The sequence below is a fragment of the Micromonospora marina genome (assembly GCF_900091565.1).
GTDB classification, from domain to species: domain Bacteria; phylum Actinomycetota; class Actinomycetes; order Mycobacteriales; family Micromonosporaceae; genus Micromonospora; species Micromonospora marina.
Genome location: NZ_FMCV01000003.1, coordinates 137415 through 163927, shown reverse-complemented (window position 1 = coordinate 163927; position 26513 = coordinate 137415). Strand labels below are relative to the sequence as shown.

General features: G+C 73.1%; 26 protein-coding genes. 11 read left to right on the top strand and 15 right to left on the bottom strand.

Annotation, left to right across the window (positions count from 1 at the left end; genetic code table 11):
* The first annotated feature begins 57 nt into the window (after positions 1 to 57).
* The 3 genes from GA0070215_RS05370 to GA0070215_RS05360 are packed head-to-tail and all read left to right on the top strand — an operon-like array spanning position 58 to position 3150.
* On the top strand, positions 58 to 1299 hold the full coding sequence (locus GA0070215_RS05370) for a hydroxymethylglutaryl-CoA synthase family protein (protein ID WP_018783886.1): 1242 nt from the start codon (positions 58 to 60) through the stop codon (positions 1297 to 1299).
* Positions 1300 to 1322: 23 nt separating this feature from the next.
* The gene (locus GA0070215_RS05365) at positions 1323 to 2807 is read left to right on the top strand and encodes a class I adenylate-forming enzyme family protein (protein ID WP_091042447.1); all 1485 of its coding nucleotides are present in this window, start codon (positions 1323 to 1325) and stop codon (positions 2805 to 2807) included.
* A 46-nt stretch (positions 2808 to 2853) separates the two neighbouring features.
* On the top strand, positions 2854 to 3150 hold the full coding sequence (locus GA0070215_RS05360; RefSeq protein ID WP_341844950.1) for a DUF4260 family protein: 297 nt from the start codon (positions 2854 to 2856) through the stop codon (positions 3148 to 3150).
* On the opposite strand, the gene GA0070215_RS05355 is transcribed toward GA0070215_RS05360, so the two are convergent.
* The 3 genes from GA0070215_RS05355 to GA0070215_RS05345 all read right to left on the bottom strand — a co-directional run bounded on the left by GA0070215_RS05355 (position 3083) and on the right by GA0070215_RS05345 (position 5191).
* Complete coding sequence (locus tag GA0070215_RS05355; RefSeq protein WP_026267548.1) at positions 3083 to 3715, bottom strand: M23 family metallopeptidase; 633 nt, start codon at positions 3713 to 3715, stop codon at positions 3083 to 3085. The genes GA0070215_RS05360 and GA0070215_RS05355 overlap by 68 nt on opposite strands.
* Before the next feature lie 121 nt (positions 3716 to 3836).
* Positions 3837 to 4076, bottom strand: coding sequence for a hypothetical protein (locus tag GA0070215_RS05350; RefSeq protein WP_091042443.1), 240 nt, complete (start codon positions 4074 to 4076; stop codon positions 3837 to 3839).
* Positions 4077 to 4150: 74 nt separating this feature from the next.
* Positions 4151 to 5191 carry a DUF4034 domain-containing protein gene (locus tag GA0070215_RS05345; protein ID WP_091042439.1) on the bottom strand — a complete coding sequence of 347 codons (1041 nt, stop codon included), beginning with the start codon at positions 5189 to 5191 and terminating at the stop codon, positions 4151 to 4153.
* 152 nt (positions 5192 to 5343) lie between these two features.
* Here GA0070215_RS05345 and GA0070215_RS05340 point away from each other — a divergent pair, with 152 nt between their 5' ends.
* Positions 5344 to 5700, top strand: coding sequence for a nuclear transport factor 2 family protein (locus tag GA0070215_RS05340; RefSeq protein ID WP_026267547.1), 357 nt, complete (start codon positions 5344 to 5346; stop codon positions 5698 to 5700).
* A gap of 276 nt (positions 5701 to 5976) precedes the next feature.
* On the opposite strand, the gene GA0070215_RS05335 is transcribed toward GA0070215_RS05340, so the two are convergent.
* Positions 5977 to 6309: a hypothetical protein gene (locus GA0070215_RS05335; protein ID WP_244166866.1), complete on the bottom strand. Its 333-nt coding sequence runs from the start codon at positions 6307 to 6309 to the stop codon at positions 5977 to 5979.
* A gap of 28 nt (positions 6310 to 6337) precedes the next feature.
* Here GA0070215_RS05335 and GA0070215_RS28365 point away from each other — a divergent pair, with 28 nt between their 5' ends.
* Positions 6338 to 6568, top strand: a complete 231-nt coding sequence (locus tag GA0070215_RS28365) for a hypothetical protein (protein ID WP_167361480.1) — start codon at positions 6338 to 6340, stop codon at positions 6566 to 6568.
* Here the strand turns inward: GA0070215_RS28365 and GA0070215_RS05330 are convergent.
* From GA0070215_RS05330 to GA0070215_RS05300, 7 genes are all read right to left on the bottom strand, one after another.
* Positions 6553 to 7707, bottom strand: coding sequence for an alanine racemase (locus GA0070215_RS05330; RefSeq protein WP_091042434.1), 1155 nt, complete (start codon positions 7705 to 7707; stop codon positions 6553 to 6555). The two genes, GA0070215_RS28365 and GA0070215_RS05330, sit on opposite strands and share 16 nt — an antisense overlap.
* The gene (locus tag GA0070215_RS05325) at positions 7704 to 9299 is read right to left on the bottom strand and encodes an IucA/IucC family protein (protein WP_091042431.1); all 1596 of its coding nucleotides are present in this window, start codon (positions 9297 to 9299) and stop codon (positions 7704 to 7706) included. Before GA0070215_RS05325 ends, GA0070215_RS05330 begins: the two co-directional genes overlap by 4 nt.
* Positions 9296 to 10918, bottom strand: a complete 1623-nt coding sequence (locus tag GA0070215_RS05320) for an IucA/IucC family protein (RefSeq protein WP_091042427.1) — start codon at positions 10916 to 10918, stop codon at positions 9296 to 9298. The genes GA0070215_RS05325 and GA0070215_RS05320 overlap by 4 nt, the downstream gene beginning before the upstream one ends.
* Entirely contained in the window at positions 10918 to 12090 is a 1173-nt protein-coding gene (locus GA0070215_RS05315; protein WP_091042424.1) for an ATP-grasp domain-containing protein, read from the bottom strand. The genes GA0070215_RS05320 and GA0070215_RS05315 overlap by 1 nt, the downstream gene beginning before the upstream one ends.
* A 73-nt stretch (positions 12091 to 12163) precedes the next feature.
* Positions 12164 to 13600, bottom strand: coding sequence for an MFS transporter (locus GA0070215_RS05310; RefSeq protein ID WP_091042877.1), 1437 nt, complete (start codon positions 13598 to 13600; stop codon positions 12164 to 12166).
* A gap of 221 nt (positions 13601 to 13821) precedes the next feature.
* Complete coding sequence (locus GA0070215_RS05305; RefSeq protein ID WP_091042421.1) at positions 13822 to 15063, bottom strand: MFS transporter; 1242 nt, start codon at positions 15061 to 15063, stop codon at positions 13822 to 13824.
* Entirely contained in the window at positions 15063 to 15773 is a 711-nt protein-coding gene (locus GA0070215_RS05300) for a siderophore-interacting protein (RefSeq protein ID WP_091042419.1), read from the bottom strand. Before GA0070215_RS05300 ends, GA0070215_RS05305 begins: the two co-directional genes overlap by 1 nt.
* Positions 15774 to 15887: 114 nt before the next feature.
* Between GA0070215_RS05300 and GA0070215_RS05295 the strand changes: the two genes are divergently transcribed.
* The 3 genes from GA0070215_RS05295 (at position 15888) to GA0070215_RS28635 (ending at position 18571) form a co-directional block, all read left to right on the top strand.
* Positions 15888 to 16445 carry a GNAT family N-acetyltransferase gene (locus tag GA0070215_RS05295; protein ID WP_091042416.1) on the top strand — a complete coding sequence of 186 codons (558 nt, stop codon included), beginning with the start codon at positions 15888 to 15890 and terminating at the stop codon, positions 16443 to 16445.
* 492 nt (positions 16446 to 16937) lie between these two features.
* Positions 16938 to 17465 carry a DUF421 domain-containing protein gene (locus GA0070215_RS05285; protein ID WP_091042414.1) on the top strand — a complete coding sequence of 176 codons (528 nt, stop codon included), beginning with the start codon at positions 16938 to 16940 and terminating at the stop codon, positions 17463 to 17465.
* 128 nt (positions 17466 to 17593) lie between these two features.
* A complete protein-coding gene (locus GA0070215_RS28635) occupies positions 17594 to 18571 on the top strand; it encodes a low temperature requirement protein A (protein ID WP_091042410.1) in 978 nt (325 codons plus the stop codon).
* A 71-nt stretch (positions 18572 to 18642) separates the two neighbouring features.
* On the opposite strand, the gene GA0070215_RS05275 is transcribed toward GA0070215_RS28635, so the two are convergent.
* Positions 18643 to 19395 (bottom strand): GNAT family N-acetyltransferase, encoded by a 753-nt coding sequence (locus GA0070215_RS05275; protein ID WP_091042406.1) that lies wholly within the window; start codon positions 19393 to 19395, stop codon positions 18643 to 18645.
* Between the two features lie 254 nt (positions 19396 to 19649).
* Here GA0070215_RS05275 and GA0070215_RS05270 point away from each other — a divergent pair, with 254 nt between their 5' ends.
* Positions 19650 to 20858 (top strand): DUF2254 domain-containing protein, encoded by a 1209-nt coding sequence (locus GA0070215_RS05270; protein ID WP_018783865.1) that lies wholly within the window; start codon positions 19650 to 19652, stop codon positions 20856 to 20858.
* A 95-nt stretch (positions 20859 to 20953) separates the two neighbouring features.
* Positions 20954 to 21136, top strand: coding sequence for a hypothetical protein (locus GA0070215_RS05265; RefSeq protein ID WP_244166865.1), 183 nt, complete (start codon positions 20954 to 20956; stop codon positions 21134 to 21136).
* A 7-nt stretch (positions 21137 to 21143) separates the two neighbouring features.
* Here GA0070215_RS05265 and GA0070215_RS05260 read toward each other — a convergent pair whose 3' ends face one another.
* From GA0070215_RS05260 to GA0070215_RS05250, 3 genes are all read right to left on the bottom strand, one after another.
* Complete coding sequence (locus tag GA0070215_RS05260; protein ID WP_018783863.1) at positions 21144 to 21545, bottom strand: hypothetical protein; 402 nt, start codon at positions 21543 to 21545, stop codon at positions 21144 to 21146.
* Positions 21546 to 21598: 53 nt separating this feature from the next.
* Entirely contained in the window at positions 21599 to 21868 is a 270-nt protein-coding gene (locus tag GA0070215_RS05255) for a BON domain-containing protein (protein WP_018783862.1), read from the bottom strand.
* Between the two features lie 492 nt (positions 21869 to 22360).
* On the bottom strand, positions 22361 to 22744 hold the full coding sequence (locus GA0070215_RS05250) for a Fur family transcriptional regulator (protein WP_018783861.1): 384 nt from the start codon (positions 22742 to 22744) through the stop codon (positions 22361 to 22363).
* A 378-nt stretch (positions 22745 to 23122) separates the two neighbouring features.
* Here GA0070215_RS05250 and GA0070215_RS05245 point away from each other — a divergent pair, with 378 nt between their 5' ends.
* A complete protein-coding gene (locus tag GA0070215_RS05245) occupies positions 23123 to 26386 on the top strand; it encodes a S8 family serine peptidase (protein ID WP_091042401.1) in 3264 nt (1087 codons plus the stop codon).
* The last annotated feature ends 127 nt before the right edge of the window (positions 26387 to 26513 follow it).

Sequence of the window (26513 nt, the reverse complement as noted above, 5' to 3'; positions counted from 1 at the left end):
TCGTACAACGTCAGGGACCGCGACGGTGAGGGATCCACGAAGAGGAGAGGACCGAGGATGATCACCACGGCGGTCGGCATCGAGGATCTCCACGTCTACCCCGGGCGGGCGTACGTCGACGTGCCCGGCCTGTTCGAGGCGCGCGGCCTGGACCCGTCGCGGCTGCCGAACCTGATGATGCGCAGCCGGTCGGTGAGCCTGCCGTGCGAGGACCAGGTGACCCACGCGGTCAACGCCGCCCGCCCGCTGGTCGACGCGCTGTCGCCGGAGCAGCGGGAGGCGATCGAACTTGTGGTGGTCGCCACCGAGTCGGGGCTGGACTTCGGCAAACCGATCAGCACCTACGTCCACGACCTCCTCGGCCTGCCGCCGCGCTGCCGGTCGTTCGAGGTCAAGCACGCCTGCTACGGCGGCACCGCCGCCCTGCAGAGCGCGGCGGCGATCATCGCCGCGAGCCCGGCCCCGGACGCGCGGGCGCTCGTGGTCGCCACCGACATCGCCGGCGTCGCGGCGGCCGGCAGCTACTTCGAGCCGTCGGAGGGCGCCGGGGCGGTCGCGATGCTGGTCAGCCGTACGCCCGACGTGCTGCGGCTCGACCTGGGCGCCAGCGGTTACCACACCCAGGAGGTGATGGACACGCTACGGCCCCGCCCGGACGTCGACGTGGTGAACTCCGACCTGTCCCTGCTCGCCTACCTCACCTGTCTGGAGCGTTGCTTCGCCGCCTACCGGGACCGGGTCGAGGGCGCCGACATCGTCACCACGTTCGACCACCTCGTCTTCCACATCCCCTTCGCCGGGATGGTCAAGGGCGCCCACCGTACGCTGCTGCGCAAGACCACGCGCATGCCACCGGCCGACATCGACAGGGACTTCGCGGCGCGGGTGGCCCCGTCGCTGTCGTACACGAGCCAGATCGGCAACCTCTACTCCGGTTCGCTCTACCTCGCGCTCTGCTCGCTGATCGACCACGCCGACTTCACAGTGGCCCGCCGGATCGGCCTGTTCTCCTACGGCTCCGGCTGCGGGTCCGAGTTCTTCAGCGGAGTCGTCACGGAGCGGGCCGCCGACCGGCTCGCGGCCCGCCCGCTCGCCCGCGCCGTCGAGGAACGCCGCCGGCTCACCGTCGCCGAGTTCGACGACTGGAACCGGCACACCGCCGACCGTGCCTTCGGTGTCCGCGACGCCGTCCTGGACACCGCCCCCTACCGTTCCGTGCTGGACAGCCACGTGGCCGGCCGGGGCCTGCTGCTGCTCGACCGGATCGAAGACTTCCACCGCGTGTACCGGTGGAGTTGAGCGCACCATCCGAGGGAGGACCCATGAGTGTGCCCACGTCCGCGGTCGTCGTGCCCGACCTGCTCCGGCACCGCACCGGCCTGATGCCCGAGCAGGAGGCGATAAACGTCCGCGGCAAGACGGCGATCACCTACCGGGACTGGGACCGACGCTCGAACGCCGTCGCCCGCGCGGTGCTCGACCGGCTCGGCGGCACCGGCCGGGGCGCCCGGGTGGCGCTGCTGTTCGGCGGCGACGACTGGATCGACTACGCCGTCGCCTACCTGGGCGTACTCAAGGCCGGGGCCACCGCCGTACACGTGAACGACACGATGCCGGCGGTGGAGCTGCGCCGCCGGTTCGACCAGTGCGCGGTGGCCGGGGTGATCCGCGGCGCGGCGCTGCCGCCGTGGCGGGACGACGCCGGACGCTGGTCGGTGGTCGTCGCGGACCTCGACCAGGGCGACACCGGCGACATCGACACCGGCGTCACCCCCGACGACATCTCCGACATTCTCTACACCTCCGGCACCACCGGCCCGGCCAAGCCGTTCACCAACCCGCACGGCAACCTGACGTACGGGCGCGGGTCCGCCGCCCTCGGGCAGCTGGTCGACCCCGCGCCGCTGCTCGCACCGATGCCGCTGGGCACCACGTCGAGCGCGACGACTGTCGCGGTGCTGGCCACCACGACGCCGTCCCCGCTGATCGTGTGCTCCCCCGACGACCCGGAGGAGATCGCCCGCCTGCTCGCCACGAACGGCTGCGCGACGCTCATCCTCACGCCGTGGACCGCGATCCGGCTCGCCGCCATCCGCCCGCAGGACCGCTACGACCTCAGCTCGGTCAAGACCATCGGCAACGCGTCGGCGATCATGCCGCCGCGCATCGCCCGCGACCTCCTCGCGGCCATGCCGAACGCCACCATCGCCAACGCGTACGCGCAGTCCGAGGCGGTGCCGGCGATCATCCTGGGCAACGTCGACCCGGATCGGCCGATGTGGCTGGGGCGCCCCGGACGCGGCACCGAGATGCGTGTCGTCGACCCGCAGGGCGAGCCGCTGCCGCCGGGCGAGCTCGGCGAGGTGTGGCTGCGCTGCGAGGCGCCCAAGCGGCTGTACCTCGACCAGGCACTCAACGCCCGCGTGCACGCCGGTGGATGGACGCGTACCCGTGACCTCGGACGCGCCACCGCCGACGGCGAGCTGTTCCTGTTCGACCGGATGACCGACGTCATCACCACCGACGGGAAGCTCGTGTCGTCGCTGGAGGTCGAGGCCGCGCTCTACGACCACCCCTCGGTACGCGAGGCCACAGTCCTCGCGCTGCCCGACCCGGAGCACGGCGAGGTCGTCGCCGCCGTCGTGGCGGCCGACCCGGCCCTGGACGACGCGACGCTCGCCGCGTTCCTCGCGCAGCGGCTGGAGCCGCACCAGGTGCCCGCCCGCATCCACCGCCTCGACGCGCTGCCCCGGGGAGGCACCGGCAAGGTGCTGAAGTACCAGTTGCGGCAACGTTTCGGCGGCTGACCTCGACATCCTCTCCGGCCCGGAAGGACGGAGAGGATGTCAAAACGTGGCGCACTCGTACACGCTGCCGGCGGCGCTCGGCGGGGTGGCAGTGGCGGCGGCCGCATCCGGCGACCGGATCGACTGGCTCGGAGTCCTGGCCGTCGCGTGGGCGCTCCACATCGCCGTCGATCGTGCCCTGGGTCACGGCCTCAAGACCACTCGGGGGTTCGAGCACACCCACCTCGGCCGGATCGTAGGGCGCGGCGTGCCGGCGCGTCCGCCGACGGCTCCGGTCACGGGCGGGCCGACGGGCAGTTCGCGCTCGTCAGCCGCACCGAGTACGCACGGTCGTCGGACGTGATCCCGGACGGTACGCCGTCGAAGTACGCCTCCACCTTCTCCCAGCCCCGGCGCTGCTCGTAGTGCAGGTGCGGCGCGCCGGAGTTCCCGGTGCTGCCCACCCGTCCGAGCTGGTCCCCCCGGGCCACCCGCTGACCGGCCTGCACCGACGGCGGTTCGAGCAGATGCAGGTACTGCGTCTCCCACTTGCCGCCGTGGTCGATCTTGACCCAGTAACCGCCGCCGCGGCCCCGCGGCCCGTCCGGATCCTGCGGGGTACGGCCACCCAGCGAACCGTTGATCCCCGCCACCGTGACGGTGCCGTCGGCGGAGGCCAGCACCGGCCGTCCCCACGCGTTTCCGGAGGTCGGGAAGAAGTCGACGTCGTAGTCGTCGTGCCCCGGGTAGGTCGACAGCCGCCACGTCTCGCCGCAGGCCACCGGGAGCTGGAAATCCGGTCGCGGGCCGGGTGGCCACAGCAGCGGTACCACGACCGCCGCACCGGCGGCGAGCACGGCGATGATCAGCAGGACGCGCGGGGCACGGCGGCGCGGGCGGCGGGAACCATGGGGACGCTCGGTGGTCATCGCCTCGAGCATGACAGGTGGCGCTGTGGGCAGGCTGACCGCTCCGTGTCGCCGGCTACGGGCGCGACCCGACCGGGCCGCTCCACCGACGCGCGACGAGCCGGCGGCGCCCACCCGGGTCTCAGCCCAGCTCGATGACGGGCCGGGTCAGGATCTCGTCGGCGTACCCCTCGTCGGAGGCGGACCACCGGCCGAAATCCTCGTCGCGGAACGCGGTCGCGATGGTGAGCCCCGCGTACGCCCTGTCGCCCGTGCCGACCACCGTCAGCTCGTGCCGTGCGGCGATGTCCTCGGCGATCCGGCCGGCAGCACCGTCGGAGAGATCGTTCCACTGGGCGGAACTCAGATCGGCGTACGACACCGCGAAAGGATAGCCACGGGATCCGACATTGTCGGCTCGCCGGCCGGCGAGCAGCGGAGCCGGACCGCCGGCGGTCAGGCGGCGCGGCGGGCGCGGCGACGGGCTCGGAGAAAGGCGGTGTCGCCGCGGCCGAGGCCCCACCAGGACCACGGAACGCTGGTCGTGTACCGGCCGATCGACGCGAACACCGGCGCGGCCTCGGCGTCGCGGCCGGTGCGCACCAGCCCGTACGCCAGGAAGTTGGCGTCGTCGAGCCAGTCGGCGTGTCTGGTCGCCGGCTGGTGGAACCACCGGGACAGCGCGTTGTCGAGATCCGACTGCATGACCGGATCCTCTCGCCACCGCCGGCTGATCTCATCGGCGGTGCCGGCCGGGGATGCGCGCTCCTGCTCCCACAGCGCCCACTCGGCGGCGGCCCGCACCGGCAGCACGAGCAGCGGTGAGCCCGTGGGTGCCGTGGCGGCGACCGAGCGGGCGAAGCCGAACATCGCCTCGTGCGAGCCGCTCCACTTCCGGCAGTGGTAGGTGAGCCTGAGCACGTGGCCCTGCTGATGCCAGGGATCCCGCTTGGTCAGCTCACGCCACGTCTCCTCGACGTCCTCCAGTGGCGCGCTCTCGTCGATCATGATGTCCAGCCGGTTCACCCACGGTGTGGGGTCCTCGGGCGCGAGCCGCATCGCCCGATCGTTCACCTGCCGGGCCAGGTCCAGCAGGCGGTGGAACTCGGCCCACTGCTCCGGACGGACGGTGGCGGCCCAGTCGCCGCCGCGCACCCCCCACGCCCGCGCCATCAGGGACCGGGCACGGACGAGCTGGGCGTCCGGATCGGCGGGCGCGCGCGAGGCCCAACCATCGGTCCAGGCGGCGTCGGTGTCGACCCGACCGGTCGTACGGTCGACCCGGGATCCCAGCCCACGAGCAGTCGACTCGGCCAGCACACGGACGTACCGTGCCCGGCGGTCGTAGTCGTCCCGGGTGGCGGCCAGAGCCTTCCGGGCCGGTCCGATGTCGGAGCCGTACCGCGCCTGCGTGCGCGCCTCGCGCAGCACGGCGTCGTCCTGCGCCGGGTTGATGTCGATCTGGCGGGTGAGCAGCCGCCACACGGTCAGGATCATGATCAGGGATGGTAGATGCCGGCGGGCCGGCGTGCGTACCGGCGCCCGATCGACCGGACCGTCGAAGCCGGGCGAGCGTTGCCGTCGGTGGAGGTGTTCTGCCGCGAGCTAACCCGCTTGTCGTGTCGCGGGGCGCTGGAGAGGATCGGTGAATGGATCTCCGTGCTGCGGAACGGCGGCTCCAGGCCGCTCAGCGTACCGCCGATGTCGAGTCTCTCGACGCACTTCTGCACCCCCGGGTCGTGGGTGCCGGACCGGACGGCACGGTCTTCACCAAGGAGGAGGACCTGGAGAGCTACCGCTCGGGGGCCCTGCGGATCACGGCCCTGGTGGAGGAGTCGCTCGACGTCCAGGACGACGGTGAGACCGGAGTGACCCGCACGGTCGCTGCGGTCGATGCGGTTCAGGGCGGTGCCGTCGTGTCCGCGCGGTTGCGCTACACCCGGCTGTGGGTGCGTGAGGACGGCACGTGGCGGGTGTTGGCCGCCACCTTCGTTCCGGTCCAGTGAGCGCTTCACCTGCCGTGCGTGATGTACGAGTCGGCGGGTTCGTCTACCTGCCGGTGGCGGGGGCGACTCGGGGCCGGGGTCAGCGACAGGTTCGGCGGCACTGCTGGCCGGGTTGCCGCCGCCACCGCCGGTGAACGGGCTGAGGATCAGTCCGGCCGAACGGGGGTCGCCGTTGTCAACACTGCTTGTCAATAGGCGGTGGCTATTGGATGCGGGCCGGTCACCCGACCGGTCGTACCGTCACACGACCTCAGCCGACCCGCCTGGGCCGTACACCTAGGTGAGCGCGTGCACCAGCGCGGTCGCCGCCCCGGCCAGGAGGGCCATGCCCGCGCCGGCACCGACGACGGCGCTGGGAGCGAGGTCGAACCGCCGGGCGACGGCGACGCCGACGAGCGCGACCAGGGTGACCAGCGCGGCCCAGATCGCGAGGGCCGGATACCTCAGAAGTGGTGCCAGAGGGAAGAAGTGCAGGCCGACGATCAGGGCGATCCAGGCCGGAACCAGGGGCGTGCGGCCGGCCCGCCGGAGCCAGATCGCGCCGGCGGCACAGAGGACCACCTCGATCAGGACGATCACACCGAAGACCGGCCCCGTCCTCTCGTCCACGGAGCTGCCCTCGCCCCAGGTGCGTGCGGTGACAATGCCGCCGACGATCGCTGCGGCCAGGGACAACACCGAGCCGACGCCGAGCCACGGACGCCATGCCCTGGGCGGCGCCTCCTGCGCCCAGCCGAACCAGACGATCCCGAAGACTCCGAGGATCGCGGCGGTGGCCGCGGCGTTGGCCGCGAATGGTCGGCGCGATGGCCGCGGGACGCGGCGGCTCGATACGGCCGGTTTGGTGGCGCGCTACCGCGAGGTCTGACCGGCCCTGCCGGCCGTCCACTCGGCGGCGATGCGGTACGGGTCGCCGGTGCGGAAGTCCGGCGGCTCGTGCAGCAGGAAGTCGCGGTGGCTGATGTTCCAGGCGTACGCACCGGCCATGGCGAAGACCAGCACGTCGCCGACGCCCACCGGACCGGCCTCGGTCGAACGGGACAGCACGTCCTTCGGGGTGCACAGCTGCCCGACCACGGTCACCGGTCCCCCGTCGGTGCACGGGCCGTCACCACCGTGGCGCCGGTGCACGGTGAACGGCTGCGCATGGCCCTTGGCCGCCGGGGTACGCAGGTGGTGGGTGCCGCCCGCGACCACCGCGAACCACTCCCCGTAGGAGCGCTTCACGTCGATCACCTCGGTCAGGTACGCGCCGCAGTAGGCGGTGACCGACCGGCCGGGCTCGACGCGAATCCGCACTCCCGGGTACGCGTCGCACACGCCGGCCAGCGCCCGCCCGTAGCCGGCCCAGTCGAACCGGGTCCGCGGGTCGCCGTAGTCGACCGCCATGCCCCCGCCGACGTCCACCTCCCGCGCGCCGACCTCGGCGACCGACCAGCTGACCACGGCCCGCGCCACCGTGGCGGCGAGCGGCGCGTCCAGTCCGCTGGCCAGGTGGACGTGCACGCCACGCACGTCGACCCCGGCCGGTGGGCGGCGGGCGCAGGCCACCGCGTCGGCCGGGTCCATCCCGAACGGGCTGGGCCGCCCGCCCATCACCAGACTCGCCCCGGGCGCGTCCAGCGGGAGGTTCACCCGCAGCAGCACCCGCGCCGGCACCCCGGCGGCGACCGCCAGCGCGCCGAGGCGGCGCAGCTCGGCCGGGGACTCCACGTGGATCCGCGCCACCCCGGCGGCGAGCGCGGCGGCCAGGTCCGCGTCGGTCTTACCGGGACCGGCGTACGCGGCAGCCGGGCGGCCGGGCAGCACCTCGGCGAGGCGCCGCAGCTCGCCCCGGCTGGCGGTCTCGAACCCGTCCACGACCGGAGCGAGGGTACGCAACACGTCCGGCTCCGGGTTCGCCTTCACCGCGTACAGCAGCTCGGCCTGTGGCGGCAGGGCGGCGCGGATCGCCCGGGCGTGCCCGGCCAGCGCGTCGAGGTCGTGGACGTAGACCGGCCGGGTCATCCGCGACCGCCGAAGGGGTTCGGCACCGGCACGAACGTCGCGGCCCGGTCCGCGTCACGCCGCCACCGCACCAGCAGGTTCGCCTTGGCCACCAGGTGCTCGCCGGCCAGCAGCGCGCGCAGCTCGGGCGGCCCGTCCAGGGCGGCTGCCACGTCGGTGACCACGTCCCGCACCTCCCGCCACAGGGCCGGTTCGATGCCCGGCCGGGCATCCGCGAGCGCGCCGCTGATCCCGGCCAGGTTGTTCACGAACAGGCAGTAGAGGACGCGCCGGCGGGCCTGCCGGGCGTCGTACCCGGCCTGCCGGGGCAACCCCCGCGGCCAACTCGCCCACCGGCTGGTGTCCAGCTTCACCCCCTCCAGATCGCGCAGCAGCATCCGCGCCGGGCGCCCGTCGGCGTCGCACACCACGACGACGTTCTGGAGGTGCGGCTCGTGCACCACGCCGTGCCGCAGCCACGCGCCCAGCACGGCCGGCACCAGCAGCCCGACGTAGCGCCGCCACCAGTCGAGCGGGTCGGGCACCGGCAGCGGCCCGCCGGCCAGCGCCGCCGCCAGCACCGGCGTCTGGCCGGGTCGCAGATGGGCGCGCAGCCCGGTGCGCAGGATCGTCCCGTACGCCTCGTCAGCGCCGGCCGCGTCGACGGTCCGGTACGCGGGTTCGGCGAGCAACGCCACGCCGTCGGACAGCGGTATCCCGGCGAGCAGCCCGGTCAGCGCGACCGCGGAGGTCAACTCGTACCGGGCGTTCTTCCGCAGGCAGTTCGTGATCCGCACGTGCAGGCTGGTCTTGACGAACAGGTCGGCGTCGGGAGAGTAGAGCGTCCGGACGCTCGCGGTGGGGCGTACCGGCACGCCGGCCGGGCCGAGCCGGCGCACCCGGGGATGCGTCGGCGGCACCAGCGCCAGCTGCCACGGATGCACCGGCAGCACCCGGTGCCCGGCCGGTGGGCACGGGGGTTCCAGGGCGGCCAGCGTCTCATCCACCGGACCGGCCTCGGCCACCAGGTCGTCCGGCACGGCCAGCCAGTGCAGCCGGAACGCGGTGCGCAGTTCCGGCGCGTACGCCCGCCAGTCGTCCGGGCCGCCGCTGCGCCACTTGGGTGTGGGGTGGTGCGGGTGGCCGAGGACGAGCGACTGCTCGGACGCGACGTAGGCGTCGACGGCCGGGTCGCCGGTGGGCGTGGGGTCGGCGGCCGGCCGCCCGGCCAGCAGGAGGGCCACCGTGTCCCGGCTGGCCCGCACCTGGTCGAGAAACTCGGGATTGTCGTGCCCGGTGCGTGCGGTCAGCTCCGCGGCGACCAGCCCGGCCAGCCCTTCGGCGTCCAGGTCGCGCCACGGGCCGCCGTCGGGCCGGTGGCGCACCGGCCCGGTGTAGCGATGCGTGCCGGCCGGGGACAGCCGGGCCGCCGTGCAGCGCAGCGTCACCCCGGTGGACGGCAGCCGGACCTGCACCACGTCGCCGGTGACGGTGACGTCACCGGCGGGGGTGGCGACCTCGCGGATCAGGCAGCCGAACACGGCGTGGGCGGTGGCCAGGTCCGCCGGGTGGGTGTGCCCGGCGGCCCGGGGGCGCAGGCCGGTGCTCGTCATCGCGTCTCCCGCAGATAGTTCGGACCGGTGTGCCGGTAGAACTTGTTCACGTCGGCGCATCCGAGCCGCTGCTTCGGTAACAGGGTGCCGGCGGTGACCATCGCCTTGACCGGCAGCCGTTCGGCGTGCAGCACCCGTTCGGTGAACTCCCGCACCGCCGGCCCGTCGCCCCACCGGTCCCGGGCCGCGACGAGCCGCGGGGTCAGCGCGGCGGCCGGAGCCGGCACCGGCACCCCGCGGGCGGCGAGCGCCAGCAGCGGCGCCGCGGCGGCCAGGTGAAGGGTGATGGTGACGAACACGTCGGCCAGTTCGCCCGGACCGGTCACCCACATCCGAGCGTCCCGCAGTGTCACGGCACCACGGTGGCGCGGGTCGAGGCGGGCGCCGTCGTCGTCCTTGTAGAGCAGGCCGACCGTCCCGTCCGGCGCGAGGACCAGGTGGATGTTCTGCGGGTGGGCCTCCAGCGCCACGCCGTACCGGAGCCACAGGCAGACGTGCCAGTCGAGCAGCAGGTCCAGGTAGGCGTCGAGCACCGCCTGCGGACGTCCGCCGCCGATGCGCTCCAGCACCGTGCCGGATTCCGGGTCCGGCGCGGCGAGGGCCGCCACCGGCACCACCCGGGTGCCGGCCGGATCCCGGGGGAACCGGCGGAGCAGGAAGGCCCGCCGGTCGTCGTCGCCGACGTGACCGAAGAAGCGCTCGTCGGCATGCCGGATCCGGCCCGCGAAGGCGGGTTCGGCCGCGGCGATCCGGTCGAGCAGCCCGGCCATCACCGCGCCGTCCGCCAGCGTGCCCGGCCGCAGGCCGCGCCGGTTGCGTGCGCCCAGCGTGGCGGTGGGCAGCGGTAGCTTCAGGTGCGTGTACGGGTCGTCTGCGAGCGCCACCGTACGCATGGAGAGCGTGGGCCGCACGGTCACCGCCGGCCGGTCGGTCACCGGTAGCGCGTGCCGCGCCGCGATGAGCGGGTGCACCGGCAGCAGCACCTCGCCGGCCCGGTCCGCGGACGGCCACCACGCCGGCAGCGGACCGGTGAGTCGCACCGCTGCCCGGGGCGCGACGTGCCAGCGCAGCGCGAACCGGGGTGCGTGCTCCGGGGCGTACCGGAGCAGGTCGTCGTCGTCGAGACCGTGCCGGCACCGGTCGGTCGGGTACACCGGATGCCCCGCGTGCGCGGCGAGCACGTCGTCGAGCAGTGCCGCCGCCATTCCGTCCGGCGTGGTCGCCCGTTGCGCGGCCACGGCGGCGAGCACCGCCGCCCGGTTCCGGGCGGCGAGCCGGCGGGCCCGCAGGTCGGCGTGGCACTCGGCGGTGAACGTCTGCCAGCCGGCCTCGGCCTCAGGGTCGCCGACCGGGGCGAGTGCCGCGAGCAGAGCGTCGAGGGTGTCCACCCGGCGTTCGCGGCCGTCGGCGTCGCGGACGTCGAGCGTGGCGGTGGCGCAGCGCAGCGTCGCCTGGAAACCGTCGGCGCGGACCGGGATGCGCAGCAGGCCACCGGCGTGTGGCACCTCCCACCGGCCGGTCCCGGTGAGCCGGCCGCGCCGGAGCAGGCCGATGTGGTCCTCGCGCAGCAGCGCGTCGAGCACCCGGGTGAAGACCTGCCGCTCGCTGTCGTCGGTCATCAGGTGATCGTCCAGCTCAGACCGTCCCGGAACGCGGTGAGCGCGGCCCGCACGATATCGGGGTCGGGTCCGATGCCGTGCAGCGCCGCCAGGTAGTCGCGGTTGGTGCCGGTCCGCTCGGCGACGCGGCCCACCTCCCGCATCGGACGGCAGGAGAGCCGTACGCCGTCGCGGACGGTGTCCACGGGTCCGGGTGCCGCCGTGAGCCGGCCGGACCGGTCGGCGCAGACGTACTCGACCCGGGCGTGCCGGCCGGGCGCGGCCGGGCCGGGCCGGGCCAGCGCGGCCAGTGGCTCGCCGAGGTGCAGCCGGATGACGTCGGCGAACAGCGGTACCCCGAGCAGGTCGGTGAGGATCAGGTCCATCCGGTCACCGATGAGCCGGTCGTTCACCTCGATCAGCCGGATTCCGTCCGGCCGCACGACGTACTCGGTGTGGCAGGCGCCGAAGCCGACGCCGAGCGCGTCGAGCAGGACGCGTATCCGGGCGTCGTGGTCGCCGGGCGGGGGCGCCCAGTCCAGGCTCACCTCGGTGAAGGTCGGCGGCGGGCCGAGGCCGGTGCGCCAGCCGCCCAGCACCGCCAGCGATTCGCCGTCGCCCAGCGTGTCGTAGGTGCGCAGCTCGCCGGCCAGGTACTCCTCGACGACGAGGGCCACCTCCGGGCGCCGTCGCCGGATCGCGGTGACCCGGGCGGCCAGCTCGCGCCGGTCGGTCACCAGGTAGGCGTCCTCGCTGGCCACACCGTCGCGGGGCTTGAGCACGGCGGGGAAGACGTCGGCCGGGACGACCGGGGTGGTGCCCGGGTCGACGGTGACCGCGCGGACCGGGTCCAACCCGGCGGCGGCGAGGGTGCGGCGCATGACGGCCTTGTCCTTGCAGCGCCGGGCCGCCTCCGGGTCCTTGCCCGGCAGGCCGAGCTTGCGGGCAGCGACAGCGGTCGCCTCCTGGAGGTGGTCGCTGTTCGACAGCAGCGCGGCGGGCGGCTCGGCGGCGGTGGCCGCGATGATGGCGGCCGGGTCGCGGACCGCGCACTGCCGCACCGGGACTCCGGCCGGCCACTGGCCGGGCCGGTCGGTCAGCACGGTGGCCGGAAGGCCGAGTGCGTCCGCCGCCGGGAGGAAGCCCTCCAGGACGGCGTCGGTGGGGTTCAGCGCGGTCAGGTAGAGCCGCATCCAGCCTCCTCGACCGATCGACCATTTAGGCCAGCCTACCCTAAATGGCTGTTTCGTTGAGGATTGACCGGTGTCAGCCCCGCCGCGCCAGCCGGTCGGCGCGCCACAGCAGGGCGGCGGCGACCAGACCACCGACCAGGACCGCGGCCGCGCCCACCGTCTGGCCGGTCCGCAACGCCTCGGCGAAGGCGGCGGTCACCACCTCCCGGTCGGGGCCGGCGGCGGCCAGCGTGGCCGGGAACGAGCCGGCGCCGGCCAGCGCAGCCGGCAGCAACGCGCCGAACCGGGCGTTGAGCACCGCGCCCAGCACGGCCACCCCCAGACTGCTGCCGACCTCGGTCATGGTGCCGTCCACACCAGCTCCGGCACCGGCCTTGTGGGTGGGGATCGCACTCATCACCGCCTCCACGATGGCCGGGTTCGCCAGCGCGCATCCCGTACCCATGACCAGCAACCCGGCCAGCAGCGCGCCGTAGCCGTCGGACCGGACGTGCGTGACCAGCGCCAGGCCGCCGGCCAGCAGGGTCATGCCGGCCGCGATGGCAGCCGGCAGTCCGAGCCGACGGATCACCAGCGCGGCCACGCCGCTGACGTTGAGCGCCACGATGGACAACGCGAACGGCACCATCCGCAACCCCGCCTCCCAGGCCGGGTAGCCGCGGACGAACTGGAGCTGCTGGGTGAGCAGGAACAGCGCCCCGGTGGCGCCGAACGTGATCAGCACGACGCCGCAGACCGCGCCGACGAAGCGGCGGTCCCGGAAGAAGTGCATGTCCAGCATCGGGTGGGCGCACCGCCGCTCCCAGCCGACGAACAGCACCAGCAGCAGCGCTCCTGCCGTGCCCACGCCGAGCACCGGCGCCGAGGTCCATCCGCGCTCGGGACCGGAGATGATCGCCCAGACGATCGCGGTCAGGCCGGCGGTGGACAGCGTCATCCCGCCCAGGTCGAGGCGCCCCGCTGCCGGATCCCTCGACTCCGGCACCAGCATCCGGCCGGCGAGCAGGCAGACCAGCACGATCGGGACGTTCAGCAGGAAGATCGCACCCCAGGGCAGGTGGGCCAGGACGAACCCACCGACCGGCGGTCCGGCGGCGAAGCCCAGCGCGCTGGTCGCCGCCCAGATACCGATCGCCCGGGAGCGCTCGGCCGCGTCGAAGACCTGCATGGCGACGGCCAGGGTGGCGGTGGCGAGCAGCGCACCGCCCACACCCATGCCGGCACGGGCGGCGATCAGCTGCTCGGCTGTGCGGGCCAGCCCGGCCGCCGCCGAGCCGAGACCGAACAGCACCAGCCCGGCGAGCAGCATCCGCCGCCGCCCGTACCGGTCGGCGGCGCTGCCGGCGGTCAGCAGCAGCCCGGACAGCATCAGCGCGTACGCGTTGATCATCCACTGGACGTCGGCCGTTCCCGCGTCCAGTTCGACGGTCAGCACCGGCACGGCCACTGTCAGCACCGTGTTGTCCAGCACCACCACGAGCTGGGCCAGGCAGAGCACCGCCAGGATCAGCCAGCGGTGCGGTACGGCGGCCGGTTCCGTGGCGGCCCGGTCCGCGCTCGCGGCCGGCGCCGGACCGACGCCCGTGGGGTCGAGCGTCACGCTGCCGGCACCGGCGCCGGTACGAGACGGGTGAGCCGGACGGCCGGGCTCCCGATCGAACTCATGCGACTTCCCAGCGGTAGTGCGGACGGGACGCGCGGCGACTGCCGCGGCGATCAGATCGGGCGGCCTTACCCGGCGAGCAGGTCCGCCCGCGGGTGAGCGGCCCGGATCGCCGGCCCGGACGGCGGGAACCGGCGCTGGTGCGTCACGCCGACCGCCACCCCGGCCGCGACGAGCACCAGCGAGGCCAGCGCGACGGCCGGGTAGCCGAACCGCTCGGCGGCGGCGAGCCCGATCGAGGCGGCCACGAACGAGCAGACCAGCCCGAACGACGACAGCACGGTGAAGTCGGTGCCCCCGCTGCCCGGCCGGGAGTAGTCCATGTTGACCGTGTAGAGCACCACGTTGGCGATCGTGTACGCGGCCAGGAAGGAGCAGAGCGCGGCGACCGTGCCGGCGAGCGGCGCGCGGCCGTTCATCAGCGGCAGCAGCGCCACCGTGGACAGCGCGAGGGCGACCCCGCCGGCCACCAGGACGCCGGCGCGGCCGAAGCGGCCCACCCCGAGACCGGCGACCAGGCCGGCCGCGATCGCCGGCACGCTGGTCACCACGCCGGTCACCACACCGATCCGGCCCAGCGACCAGCCGGCGTCCACCAGCGCGGGCGTCACCAGCGCGTACGCCATCCCGGCGCCCACGTAGACCAGCGGCACCACGCCGAAGGTCCACCACCGGCAGCCGGGCTGCCCGAACACCGACACCAGCGCCCGGTAGGCCGTGCCGATGCGCACGACCCGGTCGATGCGCTCCGGTTCCCGGAACTGCCAGACCACCAGCAGCCCGACGGCCGTCAGCGCGGCCAGCAGGCCGATTGCCGCGGCCCAGCCGAAACGGTCGTACACCAGTACGCACGCGCCGCCCCCGAGCAGGTTCCCCAGGTAGCTGGCGGCCACCTGGATGCCGTTGCCGGTGCCCCGCTCCGACGCGGCCAGCAGGCGCACCGCGACGGCGTCGGCGGCGATGTCCTGGGTGGCGGAGAAGAACACGAACGCGGCGCAGACGCCGATGACCGGGCCGAGTTGGTCGGCCGGCCGGGAGAAGGGCAACAGCGCCAGCAGGGTCAGCACCAGCGCGGCCTGGAGCACCAGCAGCCAGGAGCGGTAGTGGCCACGGTGCCGGGAGCCGTAGCGGTCGAGCAGCGGCGCCCAGAGGAACTTGATCGGCCAGATCAGGCCGACCACCTGGAGCAACGCCAGCGTGTCCAGCGAGGTGCCGCCGTCGCGGAGGATCGCGGTCAGCCCGACCGTGATGAAGCCGATGCCGAGATACTGCGTGACGTAGAGCGAGGTGAGGATCCCGAGGCTGCCCATCAGGTGGCCCGCCAGTACGCAAGCGCGGTGAGCTGGTGCTTGCCGACGCCGAGCGTGCGTCGCAGGTGCCGGGTGATGCTGCGGGTACTGGCCGCCTCGCAGGCCACCCAGTAGTGCGCGGCCGCGCCGCCGGGCAGCTCCGCGCAGACGGTGTCGACCAGGTGCCGGCCGTCGTCGCGGCGGGGCACCCACGTCACGTCGTGGTGGGCGCGGGTGCGCAGGCTCAGCGCCTTCTCGCCCTCGTGGGCGAACTCCAGCCAGACCGTCGCGGGGATGTCCGCGCCGGCGTCGAGGAGGCTGTTGACCGCCGGCAGCGAGGCCGCGTCGCCGACCAGGTAGAGGTGCTCGGGTGCCGGGTCGGGCAGCGCGAACGCGCTGCCCTGTACGGTGGCGTCGATGGTGTCGCCCACCCGCGCGGCGACCGCCCAGCGGGCGGCGCAGCCGTCGTGCACGGCGAACTCGAGTGTGAACCTTCCGGTGGCCGGATCCGGGTCGACGAGTGTGTAGGCCCGCTGGTGGGCCCGTCCGTCGTTGTCGAACCAGAGCCGGATCCACATCGTCGGGTGCGTGCCGCAGGCCGCCAGCAGCCCGCCGTCGTCGAGGAGCAGGCGCTGGTAGTGCCCATCGACCGACTCGGTGCCCAACACGGTGAGCCGGAAGTCCCGGCCCCCCATGGCCTTGAGCACCAGGCCCTCCCAGTTCCGTTTCACGAGCCCCTCCAGGTAAGGTCTGCCACAGCCGGGTTAGGTTAGCCTAAGTTTGCCGCTTGGGGAACCGCCATCCCGGGGTGAGCCTCGCCGATACGACCGCCGAAAGAGGAGACCGTGACCTACCAGGAACAGATTCCCGGCCTCGGCGACCTGGCGCTGGTGCCGGTGCGCCCCGAACAGCACGCCGAACTGCTGCACGGCTGGGTCACCCTGCCCCGCAACGCGTTCTGGGGAATGGGCGGACACAGCCTCGACGACGTGCGCGAGATCTACACCTTCCTCGACGGGCTGGACACCCATCACGCGTACCTGGTCCTGCTCGACGGTGAACCGGTCGGCCTGTTCCAGACCTACCGCCCCAAGGCGGACCCGGTCGGCGAACGCTACCCGGTCCAGCCCGGGGACGTCGGGATGCACCTGTTGCTCAACCCGCCCCGGCGCTACGCCCGCGGCCTCACCACCGCCATCGGTCCGGCACTGGCCCGGTTCCTCCTGCGGGATCCCGCCGCACGGCGCATCGTGGTCGAGCCGGACGTGCGCAACGAGGCAGCGCTGCGACGGCTGCGGACCGAGGGCTTCACCTTCGCGTCCGAGATCGACATGCCGGACAAGCGGGCACAGCTGGCGTTCCTGACCCGCGAGCGGTTCGAGGCGAGCCACTCGCCGGCCTGAGCCGGGCACCCCGGGCGGCCCCCGTACCACGGCGGCGCCGGCCCGGCGGCCGGGAGGCCGGCGAGGCCCAAGACCCGGCCCTGTTGGTGCGACGTACCGCGTCAGCGGCTCGTGCGTCGCCCCTGCTCTCGGCGAGCGGAACCCTCCCGCAGTTCCACCGCGAGATCCCCTGGACCTCGTCGGTGATCACGCGGGCGAGGGAACTCGAACGCGATGACTGGGGTGCCGAGGCTGCGGCGCAGGCAGTGACCCGCACCGTGACGGCCACTGTCGTCAACGGCGTCGTCGTGGCCGTCACCGTGCTGGGCGAAGCTGGTGCCGAGAGGGAGACCACGCCGCGTTGCGCAACATCATCGGCGTGCAGGCTCTCTGTAGGCCCGAGTTCGTGGTGGAGACCGAAGCGACAGCGATCATCGGGCTGAGTGCCGCGTCCGCGCCAGGTGGTCCGGCTCGTGGCGGATAAGGGCCGGACCACCTGGGTAGCTCCACGCAATGGTGTGGAAGAACCCCGCGGACCTGCTGCGTCTGCTCGTCGTCGCACTGCTCGTCTATCCGGCCCTGGTGGTGATCCTGCGGGTGTCCGGGAAGCGGACGCTGTCCAAGCTCAACGCTTTCGACTTCGTGGTCACCGTGGCGCTGGGTTCGACCCTGGCGACGATCCTGCTGTCCCGGGACGTCTCCCTGGTCGAGGGGATCCTCGCGCTGGTTCTGCTGGTCGGCCTGCAGTACGGAGCCGCGCTGCTCGCGGTCCGTTGGCCGTGGTCGCAGCTGCTGCTCAAGGCACGCCCGACCCTGCTGCTGCGCGACGGGCGGCTCCGGTACGAGGCCATGCGCGGCGTCCGGGTGGCGGAGAGCGAGATCCGGCAGGCCGCACGCAGCCAGGGCACCGGCGATCTGGGTGACCTCGCGGCGGTGGTGCTGGAGACCGACGGAAGCCTCAGCGTCATCACCCGCGGCCGGCTGGGCGACGGCAGCAGCCTCGCGGACGTGCCCGACGCGACGGCGCGGCCCGATGGGTGACCACGCGGCAGCCGGGGAGGCGGATCCCGCTCGGCGGGCGCGACGGCGAAGCAGGGACCCGCCCCCGCCCGGTGCCCGAGACCCGCCGGGGGTGCAGCCCGCCACGTCTGCGCCGGTCCCGGTGGCTGATGCCGGTCGCTCCGGGCAGCCGGGCCACCCGCCTGGAGCTGTGCTACGACCTGATCTTCGTCTTCGCCTTCCTCAACGTCACCGGGCCCGTGGCCCGCGACCCGGCGGTCGCGGAGGTGGTGTCCGGTGTCGTCGTGGTGACGCTGCTGTGGTGGTGCTGGACCGGCTTCGTCGCGCTCGGCAACGTGGTCCGCGCCGCCGAGGAGGCCGTCAGCGCGTGGCGGAAGGAGTATCTGCGAGGCGGTCCCGCCGCGACCGGAGGTTCCCGGACCGGCGCGCGGGTAGGCTGCGGCAGGGTGAGCGACGATCCCGGCCGGCGACACCGCGAGGAGGACGCCCGCCTCAACGGCCTCGCCCGCCGGCTGGACAAGCCGATGGGCGTCCTGGGGCTGATCTTCCTGCTGCTCGTCCTGGCCCAGGCGGTCGTCCACGACGAGCCGCTCAGCACCGTGCTCACCGTCACGAGCTGGATCCTGTGGGCGGTCTTCGTCGCCGAGTTCACGCTCCGCGCCTGGCTCGCCCGTCACCGTGCCGGCGAGTTCTGGAAACACAACTGGTGGCAACTGATCTTCCTGGCGGTGCCGTTCCTGCGGTTCCTGCGCGCCGCGAGCGCATTGCGGGCGGCCCGGGGCGGCGGCGTCGTCGCGGCCGCGATCCGCGGATCCCGCTCTGCCGGCCGGCTGCTCACCGACCGGCTGGCATGGCTCGCCGTGGTGACCATCGCCGTGATCCTCGCGGCCGGGCAGCTGCTCGTCGTCACCGGCTCCTACCGCAGCCTCCCCCGGGCCCTGCACGACGCGGCCTTCACCACCATCACCGGTGAACCGCTGCCCGGGGACGACACGTTCGCGCAGATCCTGGAGCTGGTGCTGGCCGCGTACTCGGTAGCGGTGTTCGGCACGCTGGCCGGCGCGCTCGGCGCGTTCTTCCTCAGCCGGGAGCGCGCCGAGGACGAGCGCCGCCAACCGGACGAGTGAGCGCCGCCGTCGGCCGGGTAGCGGACCGGGAACCCGCCGACGCAAGCGCCTGCAGAGCGGTGATGATGCGGTCAGCCCTCGCGCGTCTCCGCGAGACGACGGTGGTACGTGCGCACCACGTCGCCGTCCGGCGCGTACCGCGCCGTGCCGGCTGCCCAGCCCAACCGCTCGTAGAAGCTGGTCGCGCCGTGGGATCCGGTCGAGGTCTCCGCCTCGGCCCGGATCGCGCCCGCGCTGCGGGCCGAGGTGAGGAAGTGAGCCACCAGCGCCACGCCCACCCCGCTGCGGCGCCACTGCGGATGCACGGCCAGCGCGCTCAACACGGCCACCTGCCCGGCCGCAGCCGGCCCGTCCGGCGCCGACGCGGGCACCCGCCGGCGCAGGTACCGGCGGGTCCACGGCCGTACCCGCGACCGCAGCAGACGGCCCGCCACGCGCGGCCGGACGGCCATCGCCATGAGGCCGGCGAGCGCCAGGGAGCAGAGCGCCCGCCGGTCGGCGGCCAACCCGCTCGCGTACGCCACCTGGTCGCTGGTGCCCAGAACGAACCCGACCACCGCACCGTTCGATCCGGCGTCGACGGCGACCAGGCCCAGACCGTGCCGCGAGTTCAGGTAGGTACGGTGCCATCGCCGGACGAACCGGGCTCCGAGGGACGGAAAGAGCCCGATCGGGAGGAGGTCGACGTGTGCCCTGGACATGCCGGCGAGATCCTGATGCTCCGCCGCGCGTACGAGGAGTCGCCCTGCCGCCACCTCGTCGACCGGTGGCGGCGCCACCACGTCCGACCGCAGGTCGTCGACGATCCTGCCAGGAAGCCTCATGGCTCACCACCTCCCGTCCGATGCTGGCGCATACCCCCGCCGCCCGCCGATACGCAGGATCGGGGCGCCTCGCGACGGTTCACCGGGGAGTGCGCTCAGTACACCCAGACCGGGGTCCTCGGCAGCACGTCCTGCGTCCACAGCCAGTCCATCGCCGGCAGCGTGACCCGCGTGCGTCCGGTCGGGGTCGCCCCTCGGGTAAACAGACCCGTCGGCAGGCATGCAAAAGGCACGCGCCGGGGAACTACGGCGGCATGAGCAGCGCTCCGCGTACCCTCCGGTCCCGGCTGGCGGCGGCGTGGTCGGGATTCTGGCTGGTGCCGGCGGCGTTCGCCGCGGGAGCCGTGTTGCTGGCCCTCGGTCTGTCGGTGGCCGAGCTGCGACTGGGCCTGCCGACCGGCGGTTTCCTGCCCAGCAGTGTGGCCGGTGCCCGGTCGTTGCTGTCGTCGATCATCACCGCGATGATCTCGTTCACCGCGCTCGTCTTCTCCATCACCATGGTGGCTGTGCAGCTGGCCAGCAGCCAGTACTCCCCCCGGGTGCTGCGGACCTTCCTGCAGGACCGAATCACGCAGGCCGCACTGGGTACCTTCCTGGCGACCGCGCTGTTCGCCATGGTGGTGCTGGCGGCGCTGCCGGCCGACGCCGATGCCCGGCTGCCCGAACTGTCCCTCGCCGTGACGATGACGCTCGTGCTCGCCAGCAGCGGGCTGTTCGTCTACTACCTGCACCACGTCACCACTGTCATGCGGGTCTCGCACATCATCGCTGCGGTCGGTGCCCAGTCCCGCCGCGTGATCGAGGAACAGTATCCGGTCGGCCCGGCCGCCGCGCCCGTCACGCCGCTGCCACCGCCGGTGCAGGTGATCGCCGCGGCCCAACCCGGCATGGTCGAGCACGTCGACCTCGACCGGCTCGCCGCGCTGGCCCGCGAGCACGACTGCGCCCTGTCGGTCCTGCCCGCGCCGGGCGACTTCGTGGTGGCCGGGCAACCGCTGATCGCGGTCCACCCGCTGCCCGGTGATGCCTTCCCCGGGACCGTGCCGGAGGTACGGGCATGCGTCGCGGTGAGCCTCGACGTCGAACGGACCCTGGGCCAGGACGTCGGGTTCGGGTTCCGGCAGCTGACCGACATCGCCGAGCGGGCCCTGTCACCCGGAATCAACGACACCACCACCGCGGTCCGCAGCGTCCAGGAGATGCACGACCTGCTGCGCCGCCTGGCCGGCCGGCCCGGTCACCGCATGTTCGTCGACGATCCCGACGGCACTCCACGCGTACGGGCACGGACGCAGGACTTCGACGGCTTCCTCGCGGTCGCTGTCGACGACGTCCGGCGGGCGGGACGCGACCAGCCGCGGATCACCCGCCTCCTGGACGACGTGCTGGCCGACCTGCGTGCCGTGGCGTTGCCGGAGCATCTGCCCGACATCGCCCGCAGGATCGTGAACCGGGACGCATGAGTCGCCGGTAGCGGGGAAGGCGGCGGCTACGAGTCCGCGGCGCACGGCGTACCGGAGGGAGTGCCGGCATCATCCTGGGCATCGCCGGACTCAAGATGGCCGCCCGACCCGCAGTGACCGGCCGGGGCGTGGCCGTCGCCGGCCTCGTCCTGAGCGTGCTCGCCCTGCTGCTCGGACTGGCGCTCGGCGCGGGCATCACCACGTTCCTCAACGACGACAGCGCCGTGGACCGGCTCCAGCAGCAGGTCGACGACCTACGCGACCGACTCGACAACTAGCGACCCGTCACTTCCACACGGTCACGTCCTCGGCGACGAGCGCGCGGCCGCCCTCGAAGTCGCGGTACGCATCCGGGGGCCCGAGTTCGTAGCGGCCGGACAGGTCGCGGTACGAGAAGTCGACGACGGTGCCGACCACTGTCACCAACTGCGGGGGTTCCGCGGTGGCCTTGCCGGCGGACAGCACCAGCAGCTTCCCGTCGGTGAAGTCGACGTCGCGCACCACGAAGGCGGTGCCGGTGACGACACGGTCGACGGTGGCGGTCACGGTGAGTCGCGCACCCACCTCGGCGCGGGCGACAGTGCCCAGCCGGACCGTGGGGGTCGGCTCCGGGGTCGGCTGGGGGTCACGCGGCTGACTGGCGCAGCCGGTGACGAGCAGCGCCGCTGCCGAGAGCGCTGCCAGCACCGATGGGATCGACTGCCATGACCTGCTTCTCCTGTCGTCCTCACCTGCCGGCGTCACGCGACAGACACCCTGACGTTGACATCGTGCACCCCGGGCACGGCCCACGCGAGTGCGCGCGCACGGGCCAGCGCCTCGGCCGAGCCGACCCGGCCCTCCAGGATCACGACCCGGTTCTGCGCCTCGACACAGATGTGCTGGTGGCGCAGCAGCGGGTCACGACTCATCTGCTCGACGACGTGGCACGCCAACCGGGTGTCGTTGGTGGCCGGGCCCTCGTGGAACAGCGGCGGCATCCCTTCCGGAAAGAACCACGGGTAGGTCATGGCGGGTCTCCTCACACATCGATGTCGGGTTCTTCAGGCCGTACCCCGAGGGTTCGGCCGGGAACACGACAGAACCGTGACGATTTGCACCCGCCGGTGTGACAGTTCGCCGCCTCGCTCGCCCGATCGTCCCGTTCCGCGCCGGCCGCGGTATCTCCTGCTGGCCCGGGGCAGGGGTACGGCATGCGGCAACGCTTGTGACTGTGGATCGCGTGAGTGATCCCCGGGGCGCCTCATTCCTCGTCGCCCCGGCAAGGGCCGGCCGACGTGCGTTCCGCAGAGGGGCGCCGCGCCGGCCGGGTCCGCCTCACCTGAGGTACCCCCTACCTCGCGGACACCGTCACGATAATGAGTTCCGCTTCGATTGTCATCGGCCGCACGACCGCGGCACGGCCCCCTGCGCCCAGCCCCGGTGACCTGAGTCCGATCACCTGTCACCGTCGGCGACACCGCGTCCGGCATACGCCGCCAGATCACCCGGCGGGACGGAGTTCAGGCGGCGCAGGTGCCGCAGGTACCGAAGATCTCCATGGTGTGGCCGACGTCGGTGAAGCCGTGCTGGCTGGCGACCTGGTCCGCCCACCGCTCCACGGCCGGCCCGGCGACCTCGACCGTCCGGCCGCACCCGCGGCACACCAGATGGTGATGGTGGCGGCTCTGGCTGCACCGCCGGTACAGCTGCTCTCCGCCCGGCAACTTGGTGGAGTCGAGTTCACCGGTGTCGACCAGCAGCTGCAGTGTCCGGTAGACGGTGGTCAGGCCTACCCGCGCCTGGCGATCCAGCAGCATCTGGTGCAGCTGCTGCGCGCTGTGGAAGCCGTCGACTTCGCGCAACAGCGCCAGCACCTCGGCGCGTTGGCGGGTGTTGCGGGTCATGCCGGTCGTCGCCTCGCTCACCGTGTGCCGTCTCCGTTCCGCTCCATGGCCGGCCCGCTGCGGCTGGTCGGTGGCGCGCTCTCACGCCTCGCTGCGGGCATTTCGACATCCGCACCCATTATGCATTACGCATATATGCAAGGGTCGCGCTGACCGTCTCGGTGCTGCACCGATGCTCGCCGAGCCCGAAACGCGGCCTGGGCTGGCATCGCGCCCACCGCCATGCCGTGACTCAAGCGCCGGTGTGACGCCGAGGTACGGGTTGGTCACGGCCTGATCACAACGTCTCGCGCACTTAGTGACAATGGCTTTCGATGAGCGGAAGATCCCCTTCAGTCGCGCCCGTCACCGGGCGCTCGCTCTGGGAGGAATCCGCCCGTGAGACATCCATCCTCGTGGGGGAGGCGGGGCTTCGCCGCCCTGCTCGCCTCCACCGTCGCCACCAGCGCGGTCGCGCTGACCGGCGCGCACCCGGCAGGGGCCGAGCCGGCAGCACCCGCGCCGGAGGCACCCAAGGAGGCACCGGCCGAGGCCCTGGGCAGCCACGACGCCGGGCTGCTCGCCGACGCCCGGGCACAGCGCAAGCCGGCGGTCACCGTCATCGTCGCCACCGACAAGGGCAGGGCCGGCCAGGTCACCGCCGAGATCCGCAAGCTCGGCGGCACGGTCACCCACCGGGTCGACCAGGTCGGTTACGTGCTGGCGCAGATCCCGACGGACAAGGTCGTCAAGGCCGCCGGGCTACCCGGTGTCGCGGCACTGGACCTGAACGAGTCGATCACGCTGCCGGACCCCCGCGCGGAGTCCCTGCCCGGCCGGCGGGCGGCCGCGCAGGCCGCTCCCGGTGGCCCGGGCGAGTCGACGCCGGCCGACAACCCCTACATGCCGACCGGGGAGACCGGCGCGGTGGCGTTCAAGAAGGCCCACCCGACGTGGGACGGCCGCGGTATCACCATCGGCATCATGGACTCCGGCGTGGACCTGGACAATCCCGCTCTGCAGACCACCTCCACGGGCGAGCGGAAGATCGTCGACTGGGTCACCGCCACCGACCCGCTGCTGGAGGGCGACCTGACCTGGCGGGCCATGCGCACGCAGGTCACCGGCCCGTCGTTCACCGCTGCCGGGCGCCAGTGGACCGCGCCGGCGGGCACCTGGCTGTTCAACGTCTTCAACGAGAAGATCACCGAGGGCAGCGAACCGGGTGGCGACGTCAACCGCGACGGTGACACCTCCGACAGCTTCGGGATCCTCTACGATCCGGCCAGCCACGACGTCCGGGTGGACTCCGACCAGGACGGTGACTTCACCGACAACCCGGTGATGCGCCCCTACAGGGAACGCTTCGACGTCGGGCACTTCGGCACCGACGATCCCGCCACCGCCGTGCGGGAGCAGATGCCGTTCGTGGTCGAGTACCGCGAGGACGTCGACCTCGGACCGGCGGGCCTGCCCGGTCAGACCGCGGACTTCGTCAACATCGGCATCGTCGAGGACGCGCACGGCTCGCACGTCGCGGGCATCACCGCGGCCAACGACATGCTCGGCAACACCCGCTTCGACGGCGCCGCACCGGGCGCGAAGCTGGTCTCCTCCCGGGCCTGCACCTGGGGCGGGGGGTGCACCGCGGCGGCGCTGACCACCGGCATGGTGGACCTCGTGGTCAACCGCAAGGTGGATGTGGTGAACATGTCCATCGGTGGCCTGCCGGCGCTCAACGACGCCAACAACGCCCGCGCCGAGCTGTACGACCGGCTGATCAACGACTACGGCGTGCAGATGTTCATCTCCGCCGGCAACTCCGGCCCGGGTGTCAACACCGTGGGTGACCCGTCCGTCGCCGACGACGTCGTCAGCGTCGCCTCCAGCATCAGCCGGGAGACGTGGCTGGCGAACTACGGCTCGGTCACCCGCCGGCCGTACCAGCTGCACCCGTTCTCCTCGCGCGGGCCGCGTGAGGACGGCGGCTTCAAGCCGACCATCAGCGCGCCCGGCTCGGCGATCTCCACCATTCCGCTGTGGCAGGCCGGCTCGCCGACCCCCGAGGCCGGCTACTCGCTGCCGCCGGGCTACGCCATGTTCAACGGCACCTCGATGGCCTCTCCGCAGGCCGCCGGCGGTGCGGCGCTGCTGCTGTCCGCGGCCAGGGCGACCGACGTCGGGGTCACCCCGGCGGCGTTGCGCCGGGCCCTGGTCAGCTCGGCCTCGTGGATCAAGGGCGAGCCGGCGTACGCGCAGGGCAACGGCCTGCTCGACGTGCCGGGTGCCTGGAAGCTGCTGGCCAAGCCCGTCACCCCGCGCGGCTACACCGCGAGCGCGCCGGTGTGCACGCCGATCTCCGACTTCCTCGCCACCCCCGGCCGGGGCACCGGCGTCTACAACCGCTGCGCCCCCGGGCAGGGCGGACAGAAGGTCGGGCAGGCACGCACCTACCAGGTGAAGGTCACCCGCACCAGCGGCCCGGCCGGCGTGATCCGCCACAAGCTGCAGTGGCGGGGCAACGACGGGACGTTCCGCGCCCCGAAGTCGGTGGACCTGCCGCTGAACAGGGCCGTCTCCATCCCGGTGACGGCGACCCCGGCGGCCGGCGCCCACGGCGCCATCCTGCGCATCGACGACCCGAAGACCAGGGTGGTCGACTTCGAGGTGCTCAACACCGTCGTCGCCGCCGAGCGGCCCACCAAGCCGGCGTACGCGTTCTCCGGTTCGGGCAGTGTGGACCGCAACTCGACCACCAGCTTCTTCGTCTCGGTCCCCGAGGGTGCGGCCGCGCTGCAGGTGAACCTGTCCGGTATCGCAACCGGCTCCCAGACCCGGTTCATCGCCGTCAACCCCTGGGGCGTGCCGGTGGAGAGCACCGCCAGCACCGCCTGCTACACCAACTATTCCGACGCCGCGGTGTGCAAGCCGCAGGAGCGGGACTACGCCAACCCGATGCCCGGCATCTGGGAGATCGAGGTGGAGGCACGGCGTACCTCGCCGTCGCTGACCAATCCGTTCCAGCTCACCGCGCGGGTGCAGGGCGTCAAGGTGGAGCCGGCCCTGGTGACGCTGCCCAGCGTGACCGCCGGTGAGTCCACTCCGGTCACCTGGACTGTCACCAACCTGTTCGGCCCGGTGGTGATCACCGGTCAGGGCGGTCCGTTGGGCAGCTCGGCCTCCTCCCGGGACAGCATCGCCGACGGTGAGCGCAAGACCTACACCGTCGAGGTGCCCGAGGGCGCCACCCGGCTCGACGTCACCATCGGCAACACCAGCGACCTGGCCGCCGACCTGGACCTGACCGTCCTGCGTGACGGCGTCGAGATCGGCCAGTCCGCCGACGGCGACTCCGAGGAGTCGGTGTCCGTCCCGAACCCCGAACCCGGCACGTACACGGTGCAGGTCGACGGGTACGCCGTGCCGGCCGGCACCACGCAGTTCGACTACCGGGACGTGTTCTACTCCCCCGCGCTGGGCCAGGTCACCGCACCCGGCACCACGGTGTCCCTGCCCAACGGCGCCAGCACCACCATCACCGGCGCCGTGACCGTCGACGCGGCCCCGGCCGAGGGTCGGCAGTTGTTCGGCGAGCTGAACCTGGTCACCGACGAAGGCGCGGTCGTCGGCCGCGGCGCGGTGTCCGTCGGCACCGTGAACTGACCGGAACGTGCGATGCCCGCCCTCGTCGCCGCCGGGGGCGGGCATCGCCGCACCTTAGGCGCAATGCGATCAGCCGATCACGGTAAGATTCGGCCGTTGACGCTGGAAGGTGATCCGTCTGAGCACC

Excerpts from the sequence above, each read along its gene's own strand:
- GA0070215_RS05370 (WP_018783886.1), top strand. The coding sequence starts at position 58 with ATGATCACCACGGCGGTCGGCATCGAGGATCTCCACGTCTACCCCGGG.
- GA0070215_RS05365 (WP_091042447.1), top strand. The coding sequence starts at position 1,323 with ATGAGTGTGCCCACGTCCGCGGTCGTCGTGCCCGACCTGCTCCGGCAC.
- GA0070215_RS05355 (WP_026267548.1), bottom strand. The coding sequence starts at position 3,715 with ATGACCACCGAGCGTCCCCATGGTTCCCGCCGCCCGCGCCGCCGTGCC.
- GA0070215_RS05345 (WP_091042439.1), bottom strand. The coding sequence starts at position 5,191 with ATGATCCTGACCGTGTGGCGGCTGCTCACCCGCCAGATCGACATCAAC.
- GA0070215_RS05340 (WP_026267547.1), top strand. The coding sequence starts at position 5,344 with ATGGATCTCCGTGCTGCGGAACGGCGGCTCCAGGCCGCTCAGCGTACC.
- GA0070215_RS05330 (WP_091042434.1), bottom strand. The coding sequence starts at position 7,707 with ATGACCCGGCCGGTCTACGTCCACGACCTCGACGCGCTGGCCGGGCAC.
- GA0070215_RS05325 (WP_091042431.1), bottom strand. The coding sequence starts at position 9,299 with ATGACGAGCACCGGCCTGCGCCCCCGGGCCGCCGGGCACACCCACCCG.
- GA0070215_RS05320 (WP_091042427.1), bottom strand. The coding sequence starts at position 10,918 with ATGACCGACGACAGCGAGCGGCAGGTCTTCACCCGGGTGCTCGACGCG.
- GA0070215_RS05315 (WP_091042424.1), bottom strand. The coding sequence starts at position 12,090 with ATGCGGCTCTACCTGACCGCGCTGAACCCCACCGACGCCGTCCTGGAG.
- GA0070215_RS05305 (WP_091042421.1), bottom strand. The coding sequence starts at position 15,063 with ATGGGCAGCCTCGGGATCCTCACCTCGCTCTACGTCACGCAGTATCTC.
- GA0070215_RS05285 (WP_091042414.1), top strand. The coding sequence starts at position 16,938 with ATGGTGTGGAAGAACCCCGCGGACCTGCTGCGTCTGCTCGTCGTCGCA.
- GA0070215_RS28635 (WP_091042410.1), top strand. The coding sequence starts at position 17,594 with ATGCCGGTCGCTCCGGGCAGCCGGGCCACCCGCCTGGAGCTGTGCTAC.
- GA0070215_RS05275 (WP_091042406.1), bottom strand. The coding sequence starts at position 19,395 with ATGAGGCTTCCTGGCAGGATCGTCGACGACCTGCGGTCGGACGTGGTG.
- GA0070215_RS05270 (WP_018783865.1), top strand. The coding sequence starts at position 19,650 with ATGAGCAGCGCTCCGCGTACCCTCCGGTCCCGGCTGGCGGCGGCGTGG.
- GA0070215_RS05265 (WP_244166865.1), top strand. The coding sequence starts at position 20,954 with ATGGCCGCCCGACCCGCAGTGACCGGCCGGGGCGTGGCCGTCGCCGGC.
- GA0070215_RS05255 (WP_018783862.1), bottom strand. The coding sequence starts at position 21,868 with ATGACCTACCCGTGGTTCTTTCCGGAAGGGATGCCGCCGCTGTTCCAC.
- GA0070215_RS05250 (WP_018783861.1), bottom strand. The coding sequence starts at position 22,744 with ATGACCCGCAACACCCGCCAACGCGCCGAGGTGCTGGCGCTGTTGCGC.